Origin of the sequence: Williamwhitmania taraxaci (assembly GCF_900096565.1) — a bacterium.
Lineage (GTDB): Bacteria > Bacteroidota > Bacteroidia > Bacteroidales > Williamwhitmaniaceae > Williamwhitmania > Williamwhitmania taraxaci.
The window spans coordinates 19952-27164 of record NZ_FMYP01000060.1 but is presented as its reverse complement, the minus strand read 5'-3'; the positions used below and the strand labels follow the sequence as shown (position 1 = coordinate 27164).

At 42.7% G+C, this 7213-nt stretch carries 8 protein-coding genes and 1 tRNA gene; 5 read left to right on the top strand and 4 right to left on the bottom strand.

What is annotated here, in order from left to right:
* Positions 1-196 precede the first annotated feature (196 nt).
* The 5 genes from BLS65_RS13735 (at position 197) to BLS65_RS13720 (ending at position 3527) form a co-directional block, all read left to right on the top strand.
* Complete coding sequence (locus BLS65_RS13735; RefSeq protein WP_212590560.1) at positions 197-1534, top strand: hypothetical protein; 1338 nt, start codon at positions 197-199, stop codon at positions 1532-1534.
* Positions 1535-1665: 131 nt separating this feature from the next.
* Positions 1666-2226: an FMN-binding protein gene (locus tag BLS65_RS13730; RefSeq protein ID WP_212590559.1), complete on the top strand. Its 561-nt coding sequence runs from the start codon at positions 1666-1668 to the stop codon at positions 2224-2226.
* Positions 2227-2296: 70 nt separating this feature from the next.
* Positions 2297-2575 carry a hypothetical protein gene (locus tag BLS65_RS18780; protein ID WP_244500700.1) on the top strand — a complete coding sequence of 93 codons (279 nt, stop codon included), beginning with the start codon at positions 2297-2299 and terminating at the stop codon, positions 2573-2575.
* Between the two features lie 24 nt (positions 2576-2599).
* Positions 2600-2815, top strand: coding sequence for a site-specific integrase (locus tag BLS65_RS18775; protein WP_244500699.1), 216 nt, complete (start codon positions 2600-2602; stop codon positions 2813-2815).
* 118 nt (positions 2816-2933) lie between these two features.
* Positions 2934-3527 carry a transposase gene (locus BLS65_RS13720; protein WP_092439960.1) on the top strand — a complete coding sequence of 198 codons (594 nt, stop codon included), beginning with the start codon at positions 2934-2936 and terminating at the stop codon, positions 3525-3527.
* A gap of 856 nt (positions 3528-4383) precedes the next feature.
* Here the strand turns inward: BLS65_RS13720 and BLS65_RS13715 are convergent.
* From BLS65_RS13715 to BLS65_RS13700, 4 genes are all read right to left on the bottom strand, one after another.
* A tRNA-Arg gene (locus BLS65_RS13715) sits at positions 4384-4460 on the bottom strand.
* Between the two features lie 182 nt (positions 4461-4642).
* On the bottom strand, positions 4643-5764 hold the full coding sequence (locus tag BLS65_RS13710) for an NADH-dependent flavin oxidoreductase (RefSeq protein WP_092439957.1): 1122 nt from the start codon (positions 5762-5764) through the stop codon (positions 4643-4645).
* A 108-nt stretch (positions 5765-5872) separates the two neighbouring features.
* Positions 5873-6214: a MauE/DoxX family redox-associated membrane protein gene (locus BLS65_RS13705; protein ID WP_092439955.1), complete on the bottom strand. Its 342-nt coding sequence runs from the start codon at positions 6212-6214 to the stop codon at positions 5873-5875.
* A gap of 4 nt (positions 6215-6218) precedes the next feature.
* The gene (locus BLS65_RS13700; RefSeq protein ID WP_092439968.1) at positions 6219-7199 is read right to left on the bottom strand and encodes an aldo/keto reductase; all 981 of its coding nucleotides are present in this window, start codon (positions 7197-7199) and stop codon (positions 6219-6221) included.
* Positions 7200-7213: the final 14 nt, after the last annotated feature.

Genomic DNA, 7213 nt, shown 5'->3' with positions numbered 1-7213 from the left:
CGTCCCTGTTGCTTTCAGCTGTCGGACATAGTAATTTACCGTATTGCGGTGTATGGCTAAACTTGAAGAACAGCTGCGGTTGCTTTCTCCTTTGATTTTTAACTGAATTAATTGTCGTACATCCATGATATCTATCTTCTTTGCGGCCATATCCCTGATTTAAGTTTCAGCGATAAGATAGAAATCATTCCTTTCAATGGCTCAATGGCGCAATTTGCGTCGAAACGGGTGGCGCAACTTCGACCGAAACAATAGCCTAAATGCACCTAAAAAAGTGGCACAACTTCGACCGAAACGCCTGGCACAACTTGAACCGAAATGGGTGGCACAACTTCGACCGTTTTATCTAGTCGTATTAGCGTGTGCAAATATGCTAGCCTTTTCGCAGAGTATAGACAGTATTTCAAATCAACACAAAAATACGGCTGATAACCTTTTATTAAAGGATAGTAAGCTGGTGATTGGTGGATATGGTGAGGTTCATTATAATCAGCAAATGGATGGCTCAACATACAACAATGGGACCCTCGATGTTCACCGTGTTGTATTACTAATTGGATATAACTTCAATGAAAAAACACAGTTCGTCACAGAATTAGAGTATGAGCATGTTGCCGAGGTGTTTGTAGAGCAAGCATTCTTACAATATAAGTTAAACATCTATCTGAATTTTAGAGGTGGATTAATGCTTGTTCCTATGGGCATTATTAACGAATACCACGAGCCTACAACTTTTAACGGAGTTGAGCGTCCATTAATCGACAATTACATTGCCCCAACTACATGGCGCGAGATAGGCTTTGGTGTGACAGGAAATATTCTATCTGCATCCATTAAGTATCAAGTATATGTAATGAATGGATTCAATGGGTATGATGGTGAAGCCCATCTAAGTGGAAAGAATGGTTTACGCAAAGGTCGCCAAAAAGGCGCTGAGTCGTATATCAGCTCGCCTAACTTTTCTGGAAAAGTTGAATATTATGGTATTCGTGGACTAAACATTGGTCTATCAGGCTATTTTGGAAAAACCCAAAGCACTCTTTACGATGGGGTTGATAAAAAAGATGATACATCTATTGCAATGGCAGATTCTTCGGTAGTTGGGGTTTCCATGTTAGGTTTGGATGCAAGGTATAACTTAAATGGCTTTCAATTGAGAGGTCAATTCTATTACGCAAGTATATCAAACGCCGAACAATACAATGAATTTACAGCAGAAGGAGTTGGTATATTAAACGATTTAGGAAGTTCTATGATTGGGTACTATGCCGAGGTAGGCTACAACGTTTTACGTACATTAAAGACCGAAAAACAACTTGTTCCGTTTGTGCGCTACGAATTTCTTAATACACACAACAGCGTTGAAAGGAATATCAGCAAAAATGTGGGCTATGAGAAGAATGCTATTACTGCAGGTCTAACCTTTACACTTACAAAAGGTGCTGTTGTTAAGGCTGATATGCAATTCGTGAAATCAGGAGGCGATGATAAGTATGCTAAAACCTTGAATCTTGGAATAGGTGTAATGTTTTAATCTCAAAGGGGTCGAATTCCCCGCCCCTTGGGGCGTAATCTTATATTGCGCAAAAAGCAAATAAGCGGAAATGAAAACCAGATGATACCCCGTCCGCTTGCGGCGAGGAACTTCATAAAACCAATATGAATTTGAAAAAGACAATACTGTCATTGATTAGTGCAATTTGTTTCGTTTCTGCGCTGGCACAAACTTCTATTGATTATCAACCCAAAGCGTTACTTAAGACCTTACAAAAAGCCGGGATTACTGATGTATCAACCGTAAAGGAGTTAACGTTGCCTGAATTGAAAAATTTACAGCAAACACTTAATGGTAAATTTTTTAAAATTGAAACGAATAATGTAAGCCAATACAAATACATTTATGTTGGGCGTGTGAACAGTTGCCGTGCAGGTGGCTGTTCTATCACGCACAGCGTAAACAATATTGGAGATTCGGAATACTTTGATTATTACATCCTTTTCGATAAAAACAAAACAGTGCGAGTTGTTACTGTTTTTAATTACCAAGCCACTCATGGGCAGGAGGTAACAGCTAAAGGTTGGTTAAAGCAGTTTATTGGTCACAATGGGTCAGAACCATTAAAAGTTGATAAAAATATTGATGCTATTTCAGGAGCTACAATTTCGGTTTATGCTATTACTTCTGATATTGAAATGAAGACTGCAATATTGGTTAAATTGAGGTAATTTCATTAATCGTTCACCCTATTGGTAAGCACATTGGCAAGCCCCACGAGCCAACGCTCAAACAAAGGGCTTGCCAAAGAGCTTACAAAGCCAGCACAGCTTTCCACTGGGACCAGAGCTTGCTCCCGCACAACAAACAACACAGTTTGTGCTTCAAGGAAAGGTTCGCGCGATTTACCAAAGACTAAAAACGCATAAGCATTACACCATGCTGCTTTTAGACCCAGCCATAGAAAATGTTAATTACTACAAGGAGAACTTCTACCATGGTGAAGATACCTACCTATTCCCTATATTAAATAAGGAGACGCATACTACCGAAACCAGCATTAAGAATAGAATTCACTAAGTCCTAGGCCAAACCAATATGGATTTGAAAACCATAGGTGAAACAATTGAGATAGAAATACCCTTAACAACCTACGTGGCGCGACATACCTTTGCCACCGTTATGAAACGAAGCGGTGTTTCCACCTCCATTATTAGCGAATCGCTGGGACACGATAGCGAGCTTTTTTATTTAAATACACAAATCCCGCTACGGCATGCCCTAGCGGGACTGTTTTTATTGGATATTAAACAAAAATAGATGCCTATTGGGCGTTTCAACATGTTCAGCAGTTTTGGCAAATAAAACCACTGGGGCAAACGATAATTCGGAACGGTTTTCATAAATTTATATCGCCATAGGATTAAAACGAATAGTAATGACGGATTTGTTCCGGAACCGGTATCGAATACCATCGGCACAGGCGGCATGGTGGGATTATGCCAACAATGGGGCGTACTTCATAACCATATGCACCCATGATAGGGTTCATTTATTTGGTAGGATTACAAACGGCATAATGAACCTGTCAGATATAGGAATGGTTGCGCATCAATGTTGGATGGATATCCCCGCACATTTCCCATTTGTGGAATTGGGTGCATTTGTTGTAATGCCCAACCATGTGCATGGGATAATAATTATTGATAACCAGGATAATCAGATAGAGACGCAAAATTTTGCGTCTCCACAGAATCCATCACCACAAAATCCATCACCACAAAACCAAAAATCACAGAACAAATTTGGATCGCAATCGAAAAATTTGGCATCGATAATTCGGGGATACAAAACGGGGGTAACCAAATACGCAACCATGAATAATATTCCATTTAAATGGCAATCCCTATACCATGACCATATCATCCGGAATGATGGGGAATACCTGCGTATTTCGGAATACATTGTAAATAACCCGGCAAAATGGGAACAGGATATGTTTAACAAAAAGGATGGTAAGGGATTGTTTTGAAATTGTTTTGATAGAAACGCCCCGCATTTCTGTAAGGCATTCGACCTTCTTGATGTTTCCGTCCGCTGCTAGTATTATTCTTTTCTAATGCGCTCGTAATCGCTCCTGACTCTCAGTATATTGTTAAAATCGAGTAGGAGAAACGGGATTAGTTCCCGTTTCGACCTCTCACACCACCGTACGTACCGTTCGGTATACGGCGGTTTCTTAATTTACACACGAACAGAGCAATCTTGTTCAATGGTTGTGAAGCTGTTTTCAGCTATCCCCATGTAAGTCTGCCCTCCAAGCTTGATTTCAGTTTCCGACCTATTTGCCACTTGTGAGGTATCTTGCGATATTTTCTGCTTTCTGCCTTTCATTGGGTAACATTCATTTACTTTCACTTCATTAAGATTCAGCCCTTCAATGATTTGTGAGACCTCTGAATATCTCTCTTTTTTTTCAGCTCGTTGCTATCATCTACTATGGCTTCTGCTGACTTCTCACGACAGCTGTTGTCCGTATTTCTGATGATATTCATCTCCACACGTTCGTGAGACCTCCCGAGGTAAGACGAGTAACCTTCTTCCCATATATCGGCATCATTTACACTGTTCTATCTGCTCAGTTTATGGGATTTCGTTTTGTGTTGCAAACTTGTCCTACAACTTGTGCCTGATGATGTTCGTGTTCCTCCGACCAGGAATTTGCCGCCGGCTTCCTTCAGATTCCACCTCGCGATGGACACCCTTGCCTTGAGCTAATGGTTGGCAACTGATAGCCCCCATAACGGACTTGCACCGTCAAATATACTCGCCATGCTCGGCGCACAACAAGAGAGAGATAACATTTGTTATCTCTCTCTTGTAACTTTTGGTGATTCCGTCGCGATTCGAACGCGAGACCCACAGCTTAGAAGGCTGTTGCTCTATCCAACTGAGCTACGGAACCATATTCTTCGGGGTGCAAAAGTATAATAAATTTGGTAAAACCCAAAGAAATACGAAGAAATTTGAAAAGAATATAGTGCCAAAATCACTAACAGTATACTATTGAAGGCTTAGGTGATTTGCTGCAACTAGCCGCGAACAGCACCATCTGCGAGACAACTCATAAATGCAGGGAGAATCAATTTATTCTACAATTGGAAACCACCCCTTGTAGTTAACCATGGCATTCCACATTGGATCGGGAATAACAAGGTTGTGTTGGCTTTTTAGCGATAACGTCACACGAAGGGACTCCGTGCCACCGTTTACTTTCGTTTCCCAGTCGGGCTCCATCAACAACTCACGGCCTAAGGCAACAAGAGGAATCCCTGCCTCCATAACCGATTGGGCGTTTTCAGCCGTTTTAATTGATCCAACACCAATAACGGGGATTCTATCCCCCACCCGCTCGTTAATGATTAGTGTCCGCGGTTTAGTATCGGCAGCGTTGCGCATGGAAGGTCCCCATAAATCCATGGTGGAAATGTGCAGGTAATCGAGCTTTTGCAATGCAAGCGCATCAACCAACATCAAGGTATCTTCGATGGTGATTCCGGGATTCTCAACTTCCTCTGGCGATAGGCGATAGCCCACTACAAATGGTCGTTTAGCATATTTAGCAACGGCATCAACCACCGAGTTAGTTACAGCTAATGGAAATGCCATCCGTTTAGCCACATCACCACCCCAACGGTCGCTCCTGCGGTTGGCGTGCGGGGAGAAAAACTGTTGAAGCAGGTAGGTGTTGGCACCGTGAATCTCCACCCCATCGAATCCGGCAGCAATTGCCCTACGTGTTGCTTCACCAAAAGCCTCGATGGTTTCTAGAATTTGCTCCTCAGTCATAGCAACCGGCAATGCAGCACCCTCGCGAATGGAAGGAATGTTACTAGCGCTTAAAACAACACCACCTGGAACTTCTGCCGCCGGCGACATTCGTCCACCATGGTAGATCTGAAGGATTGCCTTAGCCCCATCGGCCTTGATAGTTTTCGCCATCAGGGTAAGACTAGGTATCATTGCATCCGAATGGGCGCCAATCTGCCCAAAAAAGCCCTTTCCGTGTGGAATTACATATGCACAAGCGGTCACCACCATGCCTAAGCCTTTAGAGCGGCGCTTATAGTAGGCTAACTCTTCATCGGAAACCGTTCCATCGGGATTTCCGGAATAGGTGGTCATGGGGGCCATCACAATTCGATTGGATAGTTCAATTCCAGATATTGGAAAGCGAAAGGGAGTGAAAATTGTATCGGTGGTTATCATTTAAAAAAAGACATTAGTTAGAATATGGAAATAATGAATTGACATGTAAGGAGTTGCTTAATGGGTAGTCTTCATGCATTTCTTGCACGGACAAGCAATCCAGGCCGATCAAGCAATAAAGATGAGTTGAAATGGAGCACGGATTAACGCGGCAGCATGGCTTCCAATGGCTGGATCGGAACGAAAAATATCCCAAATATGAATGGGCAGAAAAGCTAGCATCATAGCCAGAACAATCCATGCCGACCACTGCCGAAACAATGGAATAAACAGCCCAACTCCCACCAAAATCTCCAGCAAACCCGAGAGGAACACAATGGTTTCCCTAAACGGAAAAAAGTTGGGGACAAAAGGAAGATAAAAGAGGGGCTTTAGGATATGGTTAACACCACCATAAATCATAAACAGCCCGAGTAGTAGGGCAAAGACATACTTTACTTTATTCTGCATTGAATTATTTATTAACAGATTTCATTCCTCCCGCATCATAACGCTCCCCATGGATATTCTGCATTAGGGTTCCAATTTGTTTCACCTCATCACCTGTTAGTTCAATACTAACTGCAGCGATATTTTCCAACAGGTTATCCACCTTTGTAGTCCCCGGAATTGGAATGATATCATTACCTTGATGAAGAAGCCAAGCTAGCGCCAGCTGCGAGGGTTTACAACCCTTTGCGTGAGCAATTTGCTCAACCAACTTTAGCAGATGAAGGTTCTTGTCAAAATTATCGCCCTGGAATCGAGGAGAAAAACGACGATAATCATCAAGAGGTAAATCGTCAAAAGTCTTAAATCGTCCAGTAAGGAATCCTCGGCCTAAAGGACTATAGGCTACCAAGCTAGCGCCCACTTGCCGTATTGCCGGTAACGTGGATTGCTCCACATCCTGCGACCAAAGAGAATATTCGCTTTGCACCGCAGTAATCGGATGAATGGCACTTGCACGCAGCAGCGTATCGCCCGAAACTTCAGAGAGACCAATGAACCTAACCTTTCCTTCCCTCACGAGATCGGCCATGGCACCAACCGTATCTTCAATAGGTGTAGACTGATCGACGCGGTGCAGGTAGTAAAGATCGATATAGTCGCGACCCAACCGCTTCAGGCTAGCCTCACATGCTTGCTTAACGTAAGCTGGACTACCATTGATACTTCGTGATGCAGGATTATCCGAATCGCGCACAATTCCAAACTTGGTGGCAAGAATAACCTTATCCCAACGATCGTAAAACGCCTTTTTTAGCAACTTTTCGTTTTCTCCATGACCATACATGTCGGCTGTATCGATAAGGTTTACTCCCTGCTCAACGGCCTTGTGTAGCGTGTGTATAGACTCCGCCTCGTCGGCTTTTCCATAAAACTCAGACATACCCATGGCACCTAATCCAATGGGAAAGACATTCAAATCACTTCTACCAATTTGTCTTTTCATCCGTAAAAAGTTTA

Excerpts from the sequence above, each read along its gene's own strand:
- BLS65_RS13710 (WP_092439957.1), bottom strand. The coding sequence starts at position 5,764 with ATGATAACCACCGATACAATTTTCACTCCCTTTCGCTTTCCAATATCT.
- BLS65_RS13720 (WP_092439960.1), top strand. The coding sequence starts at position 2,934 with ATGACGGATTTGTTCCGGAACCGGTATCGAATACCATCGGCACAGGCG.
- BLS65_RS13700 (WP_092439968.1), bottom strand. The coding sequence starts at position 7,199 with ATGAAAAGACAAATTGGTAGAAGTGATTTGAATGTCTTTCCCATTGGA.
- BLS65_RS13735 (WP_212590560.1), top strand. The coding sequence starts at position 197 with ATGGCTCAATGGCGCAATTTGCGTCGAAACGGGTGGCGCAACTTCGAC.
- BLS65_RS13705 (WP_092439955.1), bottom strand. The coding sequence starts at position 6,214 with ATGCAGAATAAAGTAAAGTATGTCTTTGCCCTACTACTCGGGCTGTTT.